The organism is Sphingomonas sp. PAMC26645, assembly GCF_004795835.1.
Taxonomy (GTDB): Bacteria; Pseudomonadota; Alphaproteobacteria; order Sphingomonadales; family Sphingomonadaceae; genus Sphingomonas.
The window spans coordinates 657,834-675,638 of the sequence record NZ_CP039249.1; the positions used below are offsets into that span (position 1 = coordinate 657,834).

At 65.8% G+C, this 17,805-nt stretch carries 20 protein-coding genes and 1 tRNA gene; 17 read left to right on the forward strand and 4 right to left on the reverse strand.

What is annotated here, in order from left to right; genetic code table 11:
* Positions 1-766: 766 nt before the first annotated feature.
* The gene (locus E5673_RS03195; protein WP_136188910.1) at positions 767-2,182 is read right to left on the reverse strand and encodes a sigma-54 dependent transcriptional regulator; all 1,416 of its coding nucleotides are present in this window, start codon (positions 2,180-2,182) and stop codon (positions 767-769) included.
* A 140-nt stretch (positions 2,183-2,322) separates the two neighbouring features.
* Between E5673_RS03195 and E5673_RS03200 the strand changes: the two genes are divergently transcribed.
* From E5673_RS03200 to E5673_RS03230, 7 genes are all read left to right on the forward strand, one after another.
* Entirely contained in the window at positions 2,323-2,445 is a 123-nt protein-coding gene (locus tag E5673_RS03200; RefSeq protein WP_082441508.1) for an aa3-type cytochrome c oxidase subunit IV, read from the forward strand.
* 4 nt (positions 2,446-2,449) lie between these two features.
* On the forward strand, positions 2,450-3,571 hold the full coding sequence (locus E5673_RS03205) for an NAD(P) transhydrogenase subunit alpha (protein ID WP_136188911.1): 1,122 nt from the start codon (positions 2,450-2,452) through the stop codon (positions 3,569-3,571).
* 59 nt (positions 3,572-3,630) lie between these two features.
* Positions 3,631-4,020 (forward strand): endonuclease domain-containing protein, encoded by a 390-nt coding sequence (locus E5673_RS03210; protein ID WP_136188912.1) that lies wholly within the window; start codon positions 3,631-3,633, stop codon positions 4,018-4,020.
* A gap of 1 nt (position 4,021) precedes the next feature.
* A complete protein-coding gene (locus tag E5673_RS03215; RefSeq protein ID WP_056487475.1) occupies positions 4,022-4,339 on the forward strand; it encodes an NAD(P) transhydrogenase subunit alpha in 318 nt (105 codons plus the stop codon).
* 27 nt (positions 4,340-4,366) lie between these two features.
* Positions 4,367-5,863, forward strand: coding sequence for an NAD(P)(+) transhydrogenase (Re/Si-specific) subunit beta (locus E5673_RS03220; RefSeq protein ID WP_136188913.1), 1,497 nt, complete (start codon positions 4,367-4,369; stop codon positions 5,861-5,863).
* 101 nt (positions 5,864-5,964) lie between these two features.
* Entirely contained in the window at positions 5,965-6,906 is a 942-nt protein-coding gene (locus E5673_RS03225; RefSeq protein ID WP_136188914.1) for a hypothetical protein, read from the forward strand.
* Between the two features lie 51 nt (positions 6,907-6,957).
* A tRNA-Val gene (locus tag E5673_RS03230) sits at positions 6,958-7,030 on the forward strand.
* 17 nt (positions 7,031-7,047) lie between these two features.
* On the opposite strand, the gene E5673_RS03235 is transcribed toward E5673_RS03230, so the two are convergent.
* Positions 7,048-7,608 (reverse strand): helix-turn-helix transcriptional regulator, encoded by a 561-nt coding sequence (locus E5673_RS03235; protein WP_136188915.1) that lies wholly within the window; start codon positions 7,606-7,608, stop codon positions 7,048-7,050.
* 85 nt (positions 7,609-7,693) lie between these two features.
* Here E5673_RS03235 and E5673_RS03240 point away from each other — a divergent pair, with 85 nt between their 5' ends.
* The 3 genes from E5673_RS03240 to E5673_RS03250 all read left to right on the forward strand — a co-directional run bounded on the left by E5673_RS03240 (position 7,694) and on the right by E5673_RS03250 (position 9,774).
* Complete coding sequence (locus E5673_RS03240) at positions 7,694-8,158, forward strand: DUF6456 domain-containing protein (RefSeq protein ID WP_136188916.1); 465 nt, start codon at positions 7,694-7,696, stop codon at positions 8,156-8,158.
* Between the two features lie 39 nt (positions 8,159-8,197).
* Positions 8,198-9,136, forward strand: coding sequence for a diaminopimelate epimerase (dapF, locus tag E5673_RS03245; protein WP_136188917.1), 939 nt, complete (start codon positions 8,198-8,200; stop codon positions 9,134-9,136).
* An 83-nt stretch (positions 9,137-9,219) separates the two neighbouring features.
* The gene (locus E5673_RS03250; protein ID WP_133029880.1) at positions 9,220-9,774 is read left to right on the forward strand and encodes a fasciclin domain-containing protein; all 555 of its coding nucleotides are present in this window, start codon (positions 9,220-9,222) and stop codon (positions 9,772-9,774) included.
* 210 nt (positions 9,775-9,984) lie between these two features.
* On the opposite strand, the gene E5673_RS03255 is transcribed toward E5673_RS03250, so the two are convergent.
* Positions 9,985-11,250, reverse strand: coding sequence for a nucleoside transporter C-terminal domain-containing protein (locus E5673_RS03255; RefSeq protein ID WP_136188918.1), 1,266 nt, complete (start codon positions 11,248-11,250; stop codon positions 9,985-9,987).
* A gap of 145 nt (positions 11,251-11,395) precedes the next feature.
* On the opposite strand from E5673_RS03255, the gene E5673_RS03260 reads away from it, so the two are divergent.
* The 6 genes from E5673_RS03260 (at position 11,396) to E5673_RS03285 (ending at position 15,391) form a co-directional block, all read left to right on the forward strand.
* Positions 11,396-12,043, forward strand: a complete 648-nt coding sequence (locus E5673_RS03260) for a queuosine precursor transporter (protein WP_136188919.1) — start codon at positions 11,396-11,398, stop codon at positions 12,041-12,043.
* Positions 12,044-12,165: 122 nt separating this feature from the next.
* Positions 12,166-13,083, forward strand: coding sequence for an acetylglutamate kinase (gene argB, locus E5673_RS03265; RefSeq protein WP_060526005.1), 918 nt, complete (start codon positions 12,166-12,168; stop codon positions 13,081-13,083).
* 208 nt (positions 13,084-13,291) lie between these two features.
* Positions 13,292-13,594, forward strand: coding sequence for a YggT family protein (locus tag E5673_RS03270; protein WP_136188920.1), 303 nt, complete (start codon positions 13,292-13,294; stop codon positions 13,592-13,594).
* A gap of 35 nt (positions 13,595-13,629) precedes the next feature.
* On the forward strand, positions 13,630-13,902 hold the full coding sequence (locus tag E5673_RS03275) for a DUF167 domain-containing protein (protein ID WP_210731797.1): 273 nt from the start codon (positions 13,630-13,632) through the stop codon (positions 13,900-13,902).
* Positions 13,899-14,774, forward strand: coding sequence for a bifunctional methylenetetrahydrofolate dehydrogenase/methenyltetrahydrofolate cyclohydrolase FolD (gene folD / locus E5673_RS03280; RefSeq protein ID WP_136188922.1), 876 nt, complete (start codon positions 13,899-13,901; stop codon positions 14,772-14,774). The genes E5673_RS03275 and folD overlap by 4 nt, the downstream gene beginning before the upstream one ends.
* Positions 14,771-15,391, forward strand: a complete 621-nt coding sequence (locus E5673_RS03285; protein WP_107964179.1) for a MarC family protein — start codon at positions 14,771-14,773, stop codon at positions 15,389-15,391. Before folD ends, E5673_RS03285 begins: the two co-directional genes overlap by 4 nt.
* Before the next feature lie 81 nt (positions 15,392-15,472).
* On the opposite strand, the gene E5673_RS03290 is transcribed toward E5673_RS03285, so the two are convergent.
* Positions 15,473-17,260: an AcrB/AcrD/AcrF family protein gene (locus E5673_RS03290; protein WP_210731798.1), complete on the reverse strand. Its 1,788-nt coding sequence runs from the start codon at positions 17,258-17,260 to the stop codon at positions 15,473-15,475.
* Here E5673_RS03290 and E5673_RS03295 point away from each other — a divergent pair.
* Positions 17,207-17,776: a GtrA family protein gene (locus E5673_RS03295; RefSeq protein WP_348769884.1), complete on the forward strand. Its 570-nt coding sequence runs from the start codon at positions 17,207-17,209 to the stop codon at positions 17,774-17,776. The two genes, E5673_RS03290 and E5673_RS03295, sit on opposite strands and share 54 nt — an antisense overlap.
* The last annotated feature ends 29 nt before the right edge of the window (positions 17,777-17,805 follow it).

Here is a 17,805-nt window from a genome sequence, read left to right on the forward strand (position 1 = left end):
AAAGCGAGTGATCCGCACTTACGGCTCTAAGTGCCGTGGTTGGAAGGTTTTTTAGCTGCTCCAGAGTCAAACCGACCGTTTTCGCCCATTTGCCGACATCAGGCTTTCTCATGCTTGGCTAACAACCTGCCGTTCGCATTTGCTCACGATACGGAGAGTGTCCGTACGGGGCCGTCTCGCTGCCATCCTCTCGACGTTCGAACATAGCGAACGTCGAACTCACCGCCGCAAAGTCCCGTGCAACGGTAAGCGAAGTGAACGATAGCTGATTGTCGGTCAGCGCCGATCTCCGGAATTTGGATCGTGTAGATGCTAGCCGGACGCGTGGTTGTTCCCACCAAGGGGACATGGACTGCCGCACGCTTTCGCGCATCGCTGTCTGCCAGCAGATAACCCGTAGGCAATATATCCTTTAGCTCAGGGCACATCCCCAACAGATCATGGTGGTTTGTGTTGGGCCCTTCATAGTAGATGTCGGAACTTCCGCCCAAGTCGGCTGGGGGCAAATCGCGAAGTGCGGCACGCCCAACTTCGCAAATCTGCTGCGTCCTCGCCGCGTTTGGCACCTCCGCTACGATCACAGAAACTACCATCAAGGCCAGCATGGTCACCCTCTAGAATATAGAACCTATGCTCGTTCGGTCACGTTTCTCACGCCAGCTCAAATTGTGCGCAAACGCTATCGCCTAGCTTTCGCGCAACCCTTGACGGCTGCAAACACGCTGGGAACCACCAGTTCGCTAACCTCTCCAACCCAGCCGCTACATCACGCCGCGTTGTCGATCCCGAGTTCGCCGAGCTTGCGGTAGAGCGTCGAGCGGCCGATGCCGAGGCGGCGGGCGACTTCGGTCATGCGGCCGCGGTAGTGGCCGATCGCGAGGCGGATGACGTCGGCTTCGATCTCCTCGAGCGCGCGGAGGTTGCCGTCGGGGCGGAACAGCGTGACGCCGCCGCCGCCGACCGCTGCCGGCGCGGATGGACGCTCGCGCGTGCCGAGCGCGGCGATCTCCGGGAAATCCTCTTCGGTCAGCGCGGTGTCCTCGCACAGCACGGCGGCGCGGAAGAGCGCGTTCTGCAACTGGCGGACGTTGCCGGGCCAGTCGTACTGGACCAGCAGCGCGAGCGCGGAATCGGTGATGCCGAGCGGTCGCAACCCCGGCTGCTCGGCGATCCGCGCGAGCAGATGGCGGGCGAGCGCGGGAATGTCGCCGGTGCGTTCGCGTAAAGGGGGGATCGTCACCTGGACGGCGTTGAGGCGGTAATACAGGTCTTCGCGGAAACGCCCCGCTTCGACCTCGTCCAGCAGTTTGGTATTGGTCGCGGCGATCACGCGGACGTCGACTTCGCGCGGATGGCGGGCACCGATCGCGAGGACCTCGCCGGTTTGCAGGACGTGCAGGAGCTTCGCCTGCGCTTCGAGCGGCATCTCGCCGACCTCGTCGAGGAACAACGTGCCGCCGTCCGCATCGTGGAACCGGCCGATCTTGCGCTCGAACGCGCCGGTGAATGCGCCCTTCTCGTGACCGAACACTTCCGATTCGATGAGATTGGCGGGGATCGCGCCGCAATTGACGCTGATCATCGGCTTCTTCGCGCGCGGGGAGGCGGCATGGATTGCCTCGGCGATGACGTCCTTGCCGACGCCGATCTCGCCCTCCAGCAGGATCGCGACGCGGGCGCGGGCGGCCTTTGCGGCGATCGCGAGGGCGGCGCGGAAATCGGGGGAGGAGCCGACGATCTCGTCGAACGCGAGCAGCGCGGGGATCTTCTCGGTCAGCGGGCGGAGCTCGCCCGACGATTTGCCGACCACCGCCGAGTCCAGCGCGGCGAGCAGGCGATCGGGTGCGAGCGGCTTGACCAGGAAATCGGTGGCGCCGGCACGCATCGCGCTGACCGCGTGCGCGACCGATCCGTTCGCCGTGATGACCAGGATCGGCAACGCCGGACGCCGCTCGCGCAGGGTCGCGATCAGGGTGGTCGCATCCTCGTCGGGCGCCCAGTGATCGATCACGATCGCGTCGAGCTGCATGCCGTCCTGCGTGCCGAGCGTGGCGATCGCGGTCTCGTCGTCCGCCGCGAAGACCGCGCGCCAGCCGCCTCGCGCCGCGAGTGCGGCCACCAGCCGCCGCTGCGTGGGCTCGTCGTCGATCAGCAAAAATAGGCGCTGGCCATTGCGCGTCATGGCGAATCCTGTCCCGTTCCGGCACGTGCAATAGCTAGCGCAAGTAAAGAGCGACTTAAATGTCCTGCTTGGCGTTCCAGGATACGCGCGATAAGGTCTCGGCCATAGAGGATGGCACTGACAGGATTGGGGCACGAACCATGGCCGGCAACGGGGACATGAAGGCGCACGTCGCGACCTATTCGAGCGTGACGGGGATGATGAAATGGGGCGCGGTCGGGTGTGCGCTGGTCGTCGCACTCGTCATCTGGCTGATCTCGTAGCGCCATGAAGATCGCCGTCCTGAAAGAGCAAGCGGACGGCGAGCGGCGGGTTTCCGCGACGCCGGAAACGGTGAAGAAGTTCATTGCGCTGGGGGCTACGCTGGCCGTGGAAGCGGGCGCGGGTGAGACCGCCTCGATCGCCAGTGCCGCGTATTCGGATGCGGGCGCTTCGGTAGGCGACCGCGCGGCGACGTTGGCGGGGGCAGATATCGTGCTCGGCGTGCAGGGGCCTGATCCTGCTTCGCTGGAAGGCGTGACGCCGGGGGCGTGGATCGTCGCCAGCCTCAATCCCTTTGCGGAGCGTGCGCGAGTCGAGGCTTATGCTGCGGCGGGCTACGAAGCGCTCGCGATGGAGTTCATGCCGCGCATCACGCGCGCGCAGTCGATGGACATCCTGTCGTCGCAGTCGAACCTGTCGGGGTACAAGGCGGTGCTCGACGCGGCGGCCGAATATGGCCGCGCGTTTCCGATGATGATGACCGCGGCGGGGACGATCTCGGCGGCCAAGGCGTTCGTGATGGGCGTCGGCGTGGCGGGGCTCCAGGCGATCGCGACCGCGCGGCGGCTTGGCGCGCAGGTGTCGGCGACCGACGTGCGCGCCGCGACTCGCGAGCAGATCCAGTCTCTGGGCGCGAAGCCGATCTTTGTTGAGAACGTCGCGGGAATCGAAGGCGAGGGGACGGGCGGGTACGCTGGCGAGATGTCGCCCGAATACCAGGCGGCGCAGGCCGAGCTCGTCTCGGGCCATATCGCCAAGCAGGATATCGTCATCACGACGGCGCTGATCCCGGGGCGTGCCGCACCGCGGCTGATCTCGGCGGCGCAGGTTGCGAGCATGAAACCGGGATCGGTGATCGTCGATCTTGCGGTCGAGCAGGGCGGCAACGTCGAGGGCTCGGTCGCGGGTGAAGTCGTCGTGGTGAACGGCGTGAAGATCGTCGGTCACCGCAACGTGCCGTCGCGGTTGGCGGCGGACGCGAGCGCGCTGTTCTCGCGCAACCTGTTCAACTTTCTCAACGCCTTCTGGGACAAAGACGCCGGGCGACCCGTGCTCGATGCCGAGATCGGCGATGCGATCCGGCTGACGCAGGGCGGCAAGATCGTGAACCCAAGGCTGCTGGCATGATAATCCTCCCCGGCACGGGGAGGGGGACCGGCGTAGCCGGTGGAGGGGGCGTCCCGCGAATGCTACGCCCCGAAGTATCCCTGGCGCGCCGGCTGCGTCGCGAAATGAGCCTCCCGGAAGTGCTGCTATGGGAGCACCTCCGGGGGAAGAAAACCGGCGTCAAGTTCCGCCACCAGCATCCCATCGGTCCCTATGTCTGCGACTTCTACTGCGCCGCCGCCAGGCTCGCGATCGAAGTGGATGGCGAGTTCCACGGACGCGGCGACCGTCCCCGACGCGATGCTGATCGCGACCGAGTTTTCGAACAGAATGGCTACCGGGTGTTGCGAGTGGCAGCGGGCGAAGTGCTGAGGGATATGGAGGCTGTGGTGACGATGATCGTATCGTTCGCGGCCCGCCCCCTCCACCAGCCTGCGGCCGGTCCCCCTCCCCGTGCCGGGGAGGAATGAAATGGACTTTATCGCGATCCTGTCGATCTTCGTGCTGGCGTGTTTCGTCGGGTATTTCGTCGTCTGGGCGGTGACTCCTGCGCTCCACACGCCGTTGATGGCGGTGACCAATGCGATATCGAGCGTAATCATCGTCGGCGCACTGATTGCTGCGGCTGCCGCTGGCATCGGCGCCGGATCGGGCGTGGCAAAGGCGCTCGGGTTGCTGGCGGTGGTGCTGGCGAGCATCAACATCTTCGGCGGCTTCGCGGTCACCGCTCGGATGCTGGCGATGTACAAGAAAAAGGAACGGCCGGTCGCGCCTGCCACGAGCAAGTGAGCGATACGGACGTGAAGGGGACGCGCGATGCATGAACTGACGGTCAGCCCCTGGGCATCGCTCGCTTATCTGGTGGCGGGGGTGTGCTTCATCCTCGCGCTGCGTGGGCTGTCGAGCCCGGCCTCAAGCCAGCGCGGCAATCGGTTCGGCATCATCGGCATGACCATCGCGGTCGTGACGACGCTGGTGACGCATGTGCCATTCGTTCAGCACCTTCTCGTTTCCGACACCGGATCTACGATAGCCGTGCGCGCTATCGACTGGACCACGGTCGTCGAAATTCTTGCGGCGATCGGCGTCGGCGCGGCGATCGGCCTCGTCACCGCCCGCCGGATTGCCATGACCGCGATGCCGCAACTCGTCGCCGCATTCCACAGCCTCGTCGGTCTCGCCGCGGTACTGGTCGGCGTCGCGGCCTATCTCAACCCGCAGGCGTTCGGGATCTCCGATCTCGTCATTCCGCTGATCGGCCAGCCGTTCGCGGTGATCCACCCCGTCAGCCGGATCGAACTTGGGCTCGGCGTCGCGATCGGCGCGATCACCTTCTCCGGTTCTGTAATTGCGTTCCTGAAGCTCAACGGCAACATGGGCGGCAAGCCGATCATGCTGCCGGGGCGCCACGTCATCAACCTCGCGCTGCTCGCCGGCATCCTCGGCTTGATCGCGTATTTCGTCACCGATCAGTCGGCGTGGATATTCTGGACGATCACGATCCTGAGCTTCGTCATTGGCTTCCTGCTGATCGTCCCGATCGGCGGCGCGGACATGCCGGTGGTGGTCAGCATGCTCAATTCCTATTCGGGCTGGGCGGCCGCGGCGATGGGCTTCACGCTGCACAACAGCGCGATGATCATCACCGGCGCGCTGGTCGGTAGTTCGGGCGCGATCCTCAGCTACATCATGTGCCGCGCGATGAACCGCAGCTTCATCAGCGTGATCGCGGGCGGCTTCGGCGCGGTCACGGACACCAGTGGCGGCGCGGTCGCAAGCGATCGACCGTGGAAGCGCGGTTCGGCGGAGGATGCCGCGTTCCTGATGAGCCAGGCCGAACAGGTCATCATCGTTCCCGGCTACGGCATGGCGGTCGCGCAGGCGCAGCACGTCCTTCGCGAAATGGGCGACAAGCTGAAGGCGGAGGGGGTCCGCGTGAAATACGCGATCCACCCTGTCGCGGGACGCATGCCGGGGCACATGAACGTGCTGCTGGCGGAGGCGAACGTGCCATATGACGACGTGTTCGAGCTCGAGGATATCAACAGCGAGTTTGCGCAGACCGACGTCGCGTTCGTGATCGGTGCGAACGACGTGACCAACCCTGCCGCCAAGACCGACAAGTCCTCGCCGATCTATGGCATGCCCGTGCTCGACGTGGAAAAGGCCAAGACGGTGCTGTTCATCAAGCGATCGATGGGCGGCGTCGGCTATGCAGGCGTCGATAACGAGCTGTTCTACCGCGACAATACGATGATGCTGCTGGCGGACGCGAAGAAGATGGTCGAGGATATCGTCAAGGCGCTCGACTGAGTTGTTCGCGTGGGGTTCCCAACTGCAACGGAACTCGATCCAGTTCGGGTGTAACTCCTCACCTGACACAGGTTAGTCTCCGTATCATAGCGGAGACCTTGATGACCCTATCTGACGGCCCGCCTGACGCGGCGAATTACGACACGGGGATCGACGCGATCCTTATCGCCGGGCCCGGCGCACCGGACCGGCTGGCCGTTGCCCTTGCCGCGCTGAACGGTCGGATCGTTGCCCGACTCGATTGGCCGGCAGGCTTCGGCGATCATGCGACGCCGCAGGTCATCGTCGTCGAGGCCGGCGGAGTCGATCCAGCGATAATAGCCGAACACCTGCCAGGTATCGTCGATCAGGCCCTCAGAATGCAGGCGGGACTGGTGGTCGCCCTGGGCGTCGAAGAGATCGATGTCGTGGCCGCGGCGACGTTGGGCGGCGGCACGCGGTTGCTGGTCGATCCCACCGTCGGCGATTGCGTGGCTGCGATCGTGGTCGCTGCCGAGGCGGCGCGTATCCCGGCGGGCGTCTTCGATGTTCACCGCGAGACCGACGGCACGCGGCTCGAGCGACTGAACACCGAGGTCGCGCGGATCGCCGAGGCGCTCGCCCGACTGACGCGGGCGGAGATCGAGGGCGACGCACCCGCCGCGCCGATCGTCGGCGACCGCACCAATCGCTACGGCGCACCGCCCGCCTTGATCGAGCCCAGCGCGGCGGATGTCCGTCGAGCAATCCGCGCGCGCCGATTGCGCGACCAGTTCTTCGGCGCGACATTGTTCGAGGATCCCGGCTGGGACATGCTGCTCGATCTCTACGCCGCCGAGCTGGAGCGGGGCCGTGTCTCGGTGTCGAGCCTGTGCATCGCGGCGGCAGTCGCGCCGACCACTGCGCTGCGTTGGATCGCGCGGATGACCGACACCGGACTGTTCGAACGCCGTCCCGACCTGCTCGACCGACGCCGCGCCTTCATGGTGCTGTCCGATCGCGCGAGCGAGGCGATGCGTGGGTATATCGTGGCCACCAGGGGCGCCGACCTCCGCATTCCGTGATTTTAGCTTGCCCCAGCCGCCCGGCTTTGGCATCGGACGTCCACCCGAGAGGGGCGATTAGCTCAGTTGGTAGAGCGTCTCGTTTACACCGAGAATGTCGGCGGTTCGAGCCCGTCATTGTCCACCGTTATCCGCCATCTTCTATAGTTCTCGGACTAACCGTATCGCGACTGCAATCCAGGCGGGGTGGGCGATGCTCAGCGACTGCGTGCCGGTGCCCGGTGGCAGGACGGTGACGTCGCCGTTGCATTGCGTGAGCCGTCCGAACGCGAACTTTCCTGCCGCTTGCGGGACGAGGACGTCGCGGTTGAGGGCGGTTGCGAAGTTTTGGGGAGCGAGGATCGCCGCCCAGATTACGTCGCCTGTGCGGTAGTCGCCGATGCCGTTCGCGACTGTTATTGCGATCTGGCCGGGTGCGACCTGGGGCGGTGGTACGGTCGTGGTTCGGCGGGGAGCGTGGGCTCCGCGGCTGTCGAGTATTGCGGCGACTGGCAGGTCCTTACGGTCCGGCAGTGTCACAAGATCGCTCGCCTCTACGCCCAGTGCCGCCGCGATCCGGTTGAGCCAGCCGATCGAGACGGTGCGCGTCCCGGTCTCCAGCCGCCCGATGGTCTGCGCGGTTGTGGGGGGATCGCAGCGCCTGGCGACCTCCTCCAGCGTCAGTCTCTTGGCACGCCGGACGTCGCGAATGGCGGTGATCATCGAACGGTTCCAAACCAGATAGGTTATTCTCCTGTCCTACAACCGTGCGGATATGGCAACCGCCAAGCGCAACGGGAGATGGCGGATGCGCGAACTGGTAGAGCGGACGATCGATTCGGAGGGTGTTCCACAGCAGGCCGGCATGCGTCGCGGTCGTACGGTCACCGTGAACCTCGCCGAGTCGCCGCTCGGGTGGCTGCGGTCGCGCGCGTTGATCGACGCGACGCAGTTCGCGGCGGGGGAGCGGCTACGCGCGGATTACGAACGTGCGTCGATCGCGCCCAGCGTGACGATGCGCTGGGTCGAGCGAGTCGATGGCGGTGGCGGTGACGGGTTCGATCCGACGTCGGCGCAGATCGCGGCGAAGCGTCGGTTCGACGCGGCGCTGGCGGCGGCGGGGCCTGGGCTGGCGGATATCCTTTGGCGTGTGGTCTGTGCTGGGGAGGGGCTGCCGGTGGCGGAGAAGGCGTTGCAGTGGCCGGCACGCGCGGGGCGGGTCGTACTGACGCTCGCACTCGATCGGTTAGCCGCGCATTACGGGATCGGTTAGGCGCTCGCATTGGTGCGCGGGCGGGACTAAGTGGCAGGCATGCGCTTCGACCTCATCAAATGCCACGGTTCCGGTAATGATTTTCCGCTGATCGATGCACGCGCGTCGACGCTTGGCGATGCGGCTTGGGCGGCCGTCGCGCGAGCGCTGGCGGATCGCGAGGGGCCGGTTGGTGGCGACGGGCTCCTGCTGTTGACGGGCGGCGATGACACCCATGCGTTCGGGATGCGAATGTTCAATTCGGATGGTAGCGAGTCGGAGACGTGTCTTAACGGCCTGCGCTGCGTCGCGCGTGCTGGGTTCGCGGCCACGGAATCCGAGTCCGCGTCGGCGCTGCTGAAAACCAGCGACGCGGCCGTCGAGCGCGATGCCGATATTGCCGATGGCGTGTTCACCGTGCGCGAGATCGCTGGCCCCGCGTCTCTGGATATCGAGGCGTGGCCGATGGCGGTCGGAACCGATCGCATCGTCGATACGCCGATCGCGAATCTGCCGACGGACCGCGCCTTTACGGCGGTGGCGATGCCGAACCCGCATCTCGTGACGTTCGTGGATGCCATCGACGAAGCCGAACTCGTCCGCGTCGGCGAAGCCTGCGAGGCCGCCCCCGACTGGCTGCCCAACCGCGCGAACGTCAGTTTCGTCGAGGTCCGTGGCCGCGACCTGTTCGTGCGGACGTTCGAGCGCGGCGTCGGGCTGACCGACAGTTGTGGCAGCGCGATGGCGGCGTCGACCTATGCCGCGTGCCTGACCGGGCGAATCGCATACGACACGCCGGCCACTGTCTTCAACAAGGGCGGGCTGGTCCGTGCCAAGGCGAACGAGGCGGCGATGGTGACGCTGTCGGGCAATGCGACGTTCGAATGGACGGGCTCGGTCGAGGTCGATCTCGACACGGCGACCGCGGGCGACCTGGTCGTCACGCGGCGGCATGACGATGAGATCGCGGCCTGGGCGGGGCTTCTCGCGGCGATCTGAACGCCGGCTGCGTCCTTATCCCGGCGGGCGCGTATCTCCCCGCAGTGGCGCCGCACACAGGCTCCGCACGCAGGAGAGAAGCCATGAACCACTTCATTCGTACCGCGATCGTCGCGGCCGCCGTTGCCGTCAGCGGCAGCGCCATCGTCGCAGCCCAGACCAACCCGATGGTCGGCGGCGCCGCGATGTATCCGACAAAGACGATCGTCGAGAACGCGGTCAATTCGAAGGATCACACGACGCTGGTCGCCGCGGTCAAGGCCGCCGGCCTGGTCGAGACGCTGTCGGGCCCGGGTCCGTTCACCGTGTTCGCGCCGACCAACGCCGCATTCAAGAAGCTGCCGGCCGGCACCGTCGACACGCTGCTCAAGCCCGAGAACAAAGCGCAACTCGCCAGCGTCCTGACCTATCACGTCGTCCCCGGCACGATCACCGCCGCCGACATCGCCGCCAAGGCGAAGGCGAACGGCGGCACCGCGACCTACACGACCGTGCAGGGCGAGCCGCTGATGTTCAAGAAGGTCGGCACCGGCTGGGGCATCATGGACGGCAAGGGCCACAAGGGCCGGATCACGATCGCCAACGTCATGCAGTCGAACGGCGTGATCCACGTCGTCGACACGGTGATGCTGCCGTAATCGGCGATTCCGCGAGATAGCTGCCTCGCTTTCCCCCTGCGAGGTAGTTTGCGTCGAGCCCGTTGCCGAAAGGTGGCGGGCCCGATTGCGTTAGGGGGCTTTGTAGTCTCGACCCACGTCATCCTGACGAAAGTCAGGACCCAGGGTAACAAGCGCTGCCCCTAGTGGCTCTGGGTCCTGACTTTCGTCAGGATGACGGATGGGCGGGATTCAGCCGATCAGCAGGCCCGCGAGCGCGGCCGACATCAGGTTTGCAAGGCTCCCCGCGGCGAGAGCGCGAAGGCCCAGCTTGGCGATCATCGGACGCTGGTTCGGCGCCAGGCTGCCGGTCACCGCCATCTGGATCGCGATCGATGAGAAGTTCGCGAAGCCGCAGAGCGAGAAGGTGATGACCGCGATCGTCCGCGGGCTAAGCCCCTGCTGCGTACCGAGCGAGATGTAGGCGACGAATTCGTTCAGCACGATCTTTTGCCCGAACAGCCCGCCGGCGATCCCCGCCTCGCTCCACGGCACGTTCAGCAGGAACATGATCGGCGCGAAGACATAGCCGAGCAGCCCCTGGAAGCTGAGGCCGGGCAGCCCGATCATGTTGCCGAGCCCGCCGAGCAGGCCATTCGCGAGCGCCACTAGCGCGACGAACGCCAGCACCATCGCGCCGACCGCGACGGCCAGACGTACACCGGTCTGCGCGCCCTGGGCTGCGGCCATGATCAGATTGGCGGGCCTTTCCTCGTCGTGCGTCGCCTGCGGCATCGGTTCGCCCGCCGACGATTCGCCGGGCAGGTCGCCGAGCGCGAGTTCGCCTTCTGGCGGCGTGACGCGGTCGGGCATGATGATCTTCGCCATCAGGATGCCGCCCGGCGCCGCCATGAAGCTCGCTGCCAGCAGATAATCGATACGGATCCCCATCGACGCATACGCCGCGAGGATCGTGCCCGCGACACCGGCCATGCCGCTGGTCATTACGGTGAAAAGCTGCGCCGGGGTGAGCCCCGCCAGATACGGCCGGATGACGAGCGGCGATTCGCTCTGGCCGACGAAGATGTTCGCCGCCGCGCAGAGTGATTCGACCTTCGACACGCCGATAACCTTCTCGATCCCGCCGCCGACCCAGCGCACCACGAACTGCATGATGCCGAGATAATAGAGGATCGAGACGAGGCTGGCGAAGAAGATGATCACCGGCAGCGCGGCGATCGCGAAACTCTGGCCGCCGATCTCGGGAGTCGCCATCTTGCCGAACAAGAATTCGGTGCCCTTCTGCGAATAGCCGAGCAAATTGGCGACCCCGCCGGACATCTCGCCGAGCACGACCTTGCCGAAGCTGGAATACAGCACGAGGACGGCGATCCCGGCCTGCAATGCGAACGCGGCGCCGACGATACGCAGGCGGATCGCGCGGCGGTCGCTCGACAACAGCACGGCAATGCCCAGGATGACGGCGATGCCCGCCAAACCGATGAAGAGTCTTTCCATGGACGCCCTGCGTTTTCTTGCGATGACACGCGCCGCCCCCCGGCCGCGCAGGCGACCGACATGACACGCGAGCGCCGCGCTCGCCAGTTATTTGAAGCGCGCTAGTCATTTGACGGCGCGCGCGTTTTCGCTAGCGTCCCGCGCGATGGATAAGTTGCCCCCCGCGTTCCCGCGTTCGCTCTTCGTTTTCTCGGTCCTGTACGGCGGCATGGTGTGCATCGCCGGCGTGCTGGGGGTGAAACAGGTAGCGCTCGGCCCGCTCGCGGTCGAGGCGGGGATCTTCGGGTTCTTGTTGCTGGTGGTGTTGAGCAGCGCGATCGCCGAGCTGCACGGCCAGAAGACTGCGACGTTCCTTGTGCGCCTGGGGTTCATCCCGCTGCTGGTGTCGGCGGCGCTGATCCACCTCGTGCTCGCGCTGCCGCACGATCCGGGGATGTACCCGCCCGCAGTCGACGCGTTTCCCGTCGTCGTCGGCCAAAGTTCGCGGATGATGATCGCGGGGTTGATCTCCTACGGGATTTCGCAGACGCTCAACGTGCTGATCTTCTCGAAGCTGTCGGGACAGGTCGGCAGCGGCGACGGCAAGCTGGTGTGGCTGCGCGGCATGATCGCGAGCATCATCTCGCAGATCATCGACACCATTTTGTTCATCACCATCTCGTTCCTCGGCGAACGGCCGATCGTCGCGTTGATGGAGGGGCAGATGCTCACGAAGGTCGTGCTGTCGATCGTGCTGGTACCGTTCATGATCACCTTCTTCGTGAAGCTGGGACGGCGGCTGGACCGGGTCTGACCTCGTTGTTTCCCCGCGAAGGCGGGGACCCAGTCTGGGCTCCCGCCTTCGCGGGAGAACAAGGAAGCGGGGACCGCGGTCCGCGTCTTTCGCTCCCTCACCCAACTGGCTAAGGGATCGGCATGACCGATCACACGCCCGATCCCGCCCTGCTCGCCAAGGCGGAAACGCTCACCGAGGCGCTGCCGTACCTGCAGCGCTATGCCGGCAAGACGTTCGTCGTGAAATATGGCGGCCACGCGATGGGCGATCCCGAATTGCAGCGCGATTTCGCCGAGGATATGGTGCTGTTGAAGGCGGTCGGGATCAACCCGGTGGTCGTCCACGGCGGCGGCCCGCAGATCGGGGCGATGCTCAAGCGTCTCGGCGTCGAATCGCGCTTCGTCGACGGCCTGCGCGTCACCGATGCCGAGACCGCGCAGATCGCCGAAATGGTTCTCGCCGGCTCGATCAACAAGGAAATCGTCGGCTGGATCGGCCAGGCGGGCGGCCGCGCGGTCGGCATCTCGGGCAAGGACGCCGGCCTCGTCCTCGCGCAGAAAGTGGGCCACGGCCGCGAGCCGGACAAGCTCCAGGGGATCGAGCGGCACGTCGACCTGGGCTTCGTCGGCGAGCCGATCGCGGTCGACCGGACGATCCTCGACACGCTGATCGCCGCCGACATCATCCCGGTGATCGCGCCGATCGGCATCGGTGCGGACGGCCACACATACAACATCAACGCCGACACGATGGCGGGCGCGATTGCCGCCGCGATGGGCGCGGCGCGGTTTTTCCTGCTGACCGATATCGTCGGCGTGCTCGACAAGCAGGGTGAGCTGCTGACCGACCTCGATCCGGCGCGGATCGCCGAACTCCGCGCCGATGGCACGGTGACAGGCGGCATGATCCCAAAGCTCGACACCTGCGTCGCGGCGGTCGAATCGGGCGTCGATGCCGCGGTGATCATCGACGGCCGCGTGCCGCACGCGATGCTGCTGGAGATCTTCACCAAGCAGGGGGCGGGGACGCTGGTGAGCGCCAACGGGCGCTCGCGGTAAAGGGGGTAGCCTCTCACGCCCGTCATCCTGACGAAAGTCAGGATCCAGAGCCACTAGGGTAACGCCTGTGGCTCTGGATCCTGGGTCAAGCCCAGGATGACGGGGGTTGGGAAGGCGAATCACCGGGCGCACACCTCCCGACACCACAGGGCTTCTCGTTCTCCCCCCGCCACCTTATATCGGCAATACACCAGCGGAGACCTACGCCTTGATCGCCCTTCTTCAGATCGTCCAGTTGCTGCTCACCGTCATCTGGTGGATCATCGTCGTGCAGGCGATCCTGTCGTGGCTGATCGCGTTCAACGTCATCAACACGCACAGCGATTTCGTCCGCACGGTGTGGACCGCGCTGCAACGGATGACCGAGCCGATGTATCGTCCGATCCGTCGCGTGCTCCCCGATTTCGGTGCGCTGGACCTGTCGCCGCTGGTCGTGCTGCTGATTCTCTATATCTTCAGCAACATCGTCATTCCGAACATCGCGCAGAACTATCTCGTCGCAACCTATTGAGCGAGAGGGCGGCTTGGCGGGCGTTGGCTGACGGCTTGGCGATCGTTGTTCGAGTGACACCGCGTGGTGGCCGCGATGCGCTTACCGCCGGGACCGATGAGCATTTCGCGGCGCGATTGGCGGCGGCGCCGGTAGATGGTGCCGCGAATGCTGGGTTGGTGGCGCTCGTTGCCAAGACATTCGGGGTGCCCAAGCGCGCGGTGACGATCGTCGCCGGCGAAACCTCGCGACTGAAGCGCCTGCACATCGCCGGCGACGTCGCTACGCTGGCGGAAATCGCGTCCGCGCTCTATGGGCCGCGGGCATGAGCGCGACCATCATCGACGGCAAGGCCTTCGCCGCCGGCCTCCGGGCCCGTATCGCAGACGGCGTCACCGCCTTTCGGGCGCAGGCGGGCCGCGCGCCCGGGCTGGCTGTGGTGCTGGTCGGCGAGGATCCCGCCTCCAACGTCTATGTCCGGTCGAAGGGCAGGGCGACGCGCGAGGCCGGGATGGAGAGCATCGAGCACCGGCTCCCCGCCGACGTGCCCGCCGAAGAGCTGCTCGCGCTGGTCGCGACGCTCAATGCCGATCCGACGATCGACGGCATCCTGGTCCAGTTGCCTCTGCCAAAGCATATCGACGAGCAGGCGGTCATTTCCGCGATCGATCCGGACAAGGACGTCGATGGCTTCCACCCGATCAACGCGGGGCGGCTCGCGACGGGCTTGCCCGGGTTCGTGCCGTGCACGCCGCTCGGCTGCGTCATGCTGTTGAAGAGCGTGTTGCCGAGCTTGAGCGGGCTCGAGGCGGTGGTTGTTGGGCGTTCCAACATCGTCGGCAAGCCCATGGCGCAATTGCTGCTCCGCGAGAGCTGCACCGTCACCGTCGTCCATAGCCGCACGAAGGACGTGCCCGCGCATATTGGTCGCGCGAACATCGTCATTGCTGCGGTCGGTATTCCGCAGATGATCAAGGGCGACTGGCTCAAGCCCGGCGCAACCGTCATCGACGTCGGTATCAACCGTACCGATGCCGGCCTCGTCGGCGACGTCGATTTCGCCAGCGCAGTCGAGGTTGCGGGTGCGATCACGCCGGTGCCGGGGGGCGTCGGGCCGATGACCATCGCCTGCCTACTGCGCAACACCTTGGTCTCCGCTGGCCGACGCGAAGGCGTTGCGATCGATGAGGCAAGCCTGTGATCGAACTCTACATTTCGTCGCTGATCACGTTCTTCGTCGTCATCGATCCGCCAGGCTGCGCGCCGATCTATGCTGGGCTGTCTGCCGGCGCTTCGACGTTGCAGAAGCGCGCGATGGCGATGCGCGCTGTCGGTGTCGCGGCGGCGATCCTGTTCGTGTTCGCGCTGTTCGGCGAGGCATTGTTGAAGGGGCTCGGCATCAGCCTGGCGAGCTTCCGCATCGCCGGCGGCATCATGCTGTTCCTGATCGCGCTGGAAATGGTGTTCGAAAAGCGCACCGAGCGCCGCGAGGACCGTGCCGCTAAGGTGGCGAGCGATCCCGAGGTGGAGGACGTCTCGATCTTCCCGATGGCGATGCCGATGATCGCGGGCCCAGGCTCGATCGCGTCGGTGATGCTGTTGATGAGCCGGAACAGCGGGATCGAGCGCTCGGCGGTGGTTCTAGCGGCGATGGTGACGATCCTGCTGCTGACACTGGTCGCGCTGCTCGCGGCGGGGCCGATCATGCGGATTCTGGGCGCGAAGATCGAGGCCGTGATCACCCGGTTGCTAGGCGTGCTGCTGGCCGCGCTCGCGGTGCAGTTCGTGCTCGATGGCCTGTCGGTGGTGCTGCGCTGAGCCGCTCTCCCGCGAAAGCGGGAGCTCAGGGTCACGAGGGGTAGCGTTCGGAACCCTGGGCTCCTGCGTGCGCAGGAGAACCTAGTCCACCTTGAACAATCGCAACGGCGACTTCGCTGGCAGCGGTAGCGGGGTCAGCCACGTCGGTACCTCGTTCTTCGCCAGCTCGGCATAGAACCCTTTCGGACTGCGCGCCTTGTAGTTGGTCGACTCTGCCGCGTTCGGACACAGCAGGAGCATCGTCGCGCCGTGGCGCTTGATGATCGCATGCGCCTGATCAGGCGTCCCCCCGAACGCATGCTGGACGTCGAGGATCGCATCGCCGTTGCGATGATACGGGCCCGCGATCGCGTCGTGATGCGTGATCGTGATCAGCCGCGGCCCCATGTCGACGAAGGTGAAGATCGTCTGCGCGGGGTATTTGTTCAGTGCGAGCAGCACGGTCGTGCGCAGGCAGTCGCCGGTCGCCATGTTGACGCGCTTTTCATACGGCTTCGGCCGGTCGATCGGCAGGTATTTGAGCACCATCCCGGCAAACATCCCCGACACGATCAGGAACGCAGCAGCCGTGCCCAGCACGCGCACCAGCACCGATCGGTTGCCGAGCAACCGCGGGATGATCAGCCAGGCCAGCGCGGTCGCCCCCGGGATCGCCAACATCTGCGCGGCGGGCCCTGCGCGGACCTGCCACAGCAGCATCGCGCAGGCGAACGCGGTGAACAGCGCGACCGCCGCCCATCCGACCGCGCTCGGATCGCGACGCGCACGCCAAGCTGCGATCGCCGCCCCGATCAGGCCTATGATCGGCAGCGTCGCCAGCGCGAACCCGACCCGGAAGCTATGCTTGTAGATCGGCTTGGCCTCGCGGACATTGTCCAGCCAGTTTCGCTGCAGCTCGGGTGAGATCCCTTCGGGCCGGCCGAGGCATTGCGGGAAGACAAGGGCGAAACCGGCGACGATCGCCGCCCCGGCCGCGACCGCGAGCGCCAACCGCATTCCGCGCGACGCAGGACCGAACCGCGCGAGCAGGAACAGCAACATCCCCGCCGCGATCATCACGCTCAGCCACACCGGCGTCAGCGCATCGCAGCGCATCGCTTGGTTGGCGTTCGACGCGAACAGCGCGAAGCCGAGCGTGCTACCGCCACCCAATGTCAGCGCATAGATCGACAGGCGTTCGGCTTCCGACCGGTCCCACACCCAGCGCAGCGCGATGATCGCGCCCGCCATCGCCGCGTAGGGCAACAGTTCGAGCCCGATCGACAGCGACACCGCGCTCGCGATCCCCACCATCGCGCCGCCACGACGCCCGTTGGTATCGCACAGCCCCGCGATTGTCAGGCTCAGCATCGCCAACTGCCAGCCGTGGTGATCGATCCGCTCGGGCATGAACATCAGCATCGTGGCCGTAGCGCCGACCATGAACACGACCGCCAGCGGCCATGCATATGGGCTGATCAGTCGTCGCACGGTCGCGCCGATGCCCAGCATCGCGATCGACAGCGGCAGTAAGGGCGCGATCCCGCAGGCGAGCCGTTCGGCCCAGCTGTTGCTGGTGAACAGGCGGAAGAACAGGATGAGGCCGGCGATCGGCAGGTCGACGATCCGGCTCCAGTGGATGTCGAAGCCGACCGGCGGGTTCATCCGGTAGTTGCGTAGATCGTACCAACCCTGCCCGTCGAGCAGCGCGCGGACCTGCATCAGGCGCATGTTGTCGTCGGTATCGCCGAGCGACAGCCAGCGGATCTGGCCCCAGCGATCGACCATCGACCACGCCGCCACCGCCACCCAGGCGAGCAGCGTCAGCGCGATCCAATGCCGATCGAGTTCGTCCAGCAACGTCCGCCGCTGAAGTGGTGCCTGATCCAAAACGCTTTCCTCCGGCCCGCACGCGCTCTAGATGCGCGGGCTTGTCTTCGCGGCCGCTCTATCGCGGTGCGGGTAAAGAACAAGGCGGGCATGCAGGCGATTTGGCGACAGGTGGAGCAGATGCGGTCGAGCGGCGTGCTCGGCCAGCTCGTGCGCTTCGGCATCGCCGGCGGGATTTCCAGCGTGGTCTATTCGCTCGTCTACCTGCCGTTGACGGCCTACGTGTTCCCGCCCCGGCAGGCGGTCGCCGCGGTGCCGTTCGCGTTTGCCGTCGCAGTGGTGGTCGGGTTCTTCCTGCACAGCCGCTGGAGCTTCAAGGGGCACGCCAAGGAACCGGGCGCGGGGCGGCACGTCAAGTTCGTGATCGTGCAGGGTTCGGGGCTCGCGCTCAATGCGGTCATCACGTGGATCGGTACGGCGCTGCTGCACCTGCATCCGTGGATCCCGCTGATTCCCGCCGTCTTTCTTGCGGCGATCGTGACGTTCGTGCTCAACCGTTTCTGGGTTTTCAACTGACATGAATTTCAACCGCAGGGTCGACACTT